At 35.8% G+C, this 1,713-nt stretch carries 2 protein-coding genes; both read left to right on the forward strand.

What is annotated here, in order from left to right; all coding sequences use genetic code 11:
- Positions 1-63 precede the first annotated feature (63 nt).
- The gene (locus FHQ30_RS13030; protein WP_139611271.1) at positions 64-1,305 is read left to right on the forward strand and encodes an AGE family epimerase/isomerase; all 1,242 of its coding nucleotides are present in this window, start codon (positions 64-66) and stop codon (positions 1,303-1,305) included.
- A gap of 43 nt (positions 1,306-1,348) precedes the next feature.
- The coding region (locus tag FHQ30_RS13035; protein ID WP_139625200.1) for a TRAP transporter small permease at positions 1,349-1,713 on the forward strand (365 nt) is incomplete at its 3' end.

Here is a 1,713-nt window from a genome sequence, read left to right on the forward strand (position 1 = left end):
GTCATTATTTATTCGTATATAGTCGCTAATCATAGATTTTATCTTAACAAAGGAAAATATTGTATGAAATGGATCAACACCAAAACGCATAATTCTTGGTTAGAAACAGAAGTAGATCGAATTTTTGAATTTGGAAGAAGAGCGGTTGTGCCGACAGGATTCGGTTGGCTAGGAAATAGTGGAAACATTCGAGAAGAAATGGGAACACAGTTGTGGATTACTGCGAGAATGTTGCATGTTTATTCTTTAGCCGCATTAATGGGTCGACCTGGAGCTTATGATCTTGTTGAGCACGGGATCAGTGCTTTAGAGGGGCCTTTGAAGGATAAAGCCCATGGAGGATGGTATGCGATAGTTAATGATTCAGGAGTAATAGATTCCTCTAAACAGGGATATCAACACTGTTTTGTATTATTGGGAGCAGCAAGTGCGGTAATGACAGGGCATCCTAGAGCAAAAGATTTGTTAAATGATGCGATCGGAATTATAGAGAAATATTTTTGGAATGAAGAAGAGCAAATGTGTCTTGAATCATGGGATGAGCAATTTACCAAGACAGAAGAATATCGAGGTGGTAATGCAAATATGCATGCCGTGGAAGCATTTCTGATTGTATATGATGTAACTAAAGATAAGAAATGGTTAGATAGAGCTCTCCGTATTACATCAGTGATTATTCATCATTTTGCCAAAAATAATAACTATCGCGTCAATGAACATTTTGATCCAAGTTGGCAACCGATAGTTGATTACAACAAAGAACAACCGGCAAGTCATTTCCGAGCTTATGGTGGTACACCTGGACATTGGATTGAGTGGGGGCGTTTAATGCTACACCTCCGTGCTACATTAATTTCTATTGGAGCAGAAACACCAGAATGGTTGCTTGAAGATGCAAAAAATTTATTTGCAGCGGGGATTAGAGATGCTTGGTTTGTAGATGGTGAGCCTGGCTTTGTTTATTCGGTTGATTGGGATGGCAAACCGGTTGTCAGAGAGAGAATTCGTTGGGTTATTGTTGAAGCACTAGGTACTGCCTATGCACTATATACGGTCACTAATGATAGCCAATATGAAGAATACTACCAACGCTTTTGGGATTATTGCCGGACATATTTGATGGATTATGAAGGATGTTCTTGGTGGCAAGAGTTAGATGCAAATAATAAAGTATCCAGCAAAGTATGGGATGGTAAACAGGATATTTATCATTTAATGCATTGTTTAATTATTCCAAGATTACCATTGACTCCAGGCTTAGCACCAGCTTTGGAGCAGGGATTACTTGATTGTTATATAAAATAATATATTCGTTTAATTTTATCATTCAAATGTAGAGGGATTCATAATGATTTTAAAAAATATCGAATTTTTTCTATCAAAAATTAATGAGCCAATAGGAAAAATTGGCAAGCAGTTAGGTGGATTATTGCTAATAATTATGACAATAATCGTACTTATTCAAGTGGTTTCTAGATATATCTTCAACGATCCTATTAGCTGGAGTGATGAATTATCATGTTATTTGATGATATACATGACGTACTTATGTATGCCTTTTATTTATCTAAAGGATAAAAATATTGCGATGACATTTCTGCTGGAAAAAGCACAAGGAAATAGATTTTTTCATGTTTTAATGATGTTGATACATATTTTTGCATTAGTGACAATATTAATTTGGATCTACTTCGGATGGAATTTCTTTTTAAG

The sequence above is a fragment of the Testudinibacter sp. 'clade 2' genome (assembly GCF_006227735.1).
Taxonomy (GTDB): domain Bacteria; phylum Pseudomonadota; class Gammaproteobacteria; order Enterobacterales; family Pasteurellaceae; genus Chelonobacter.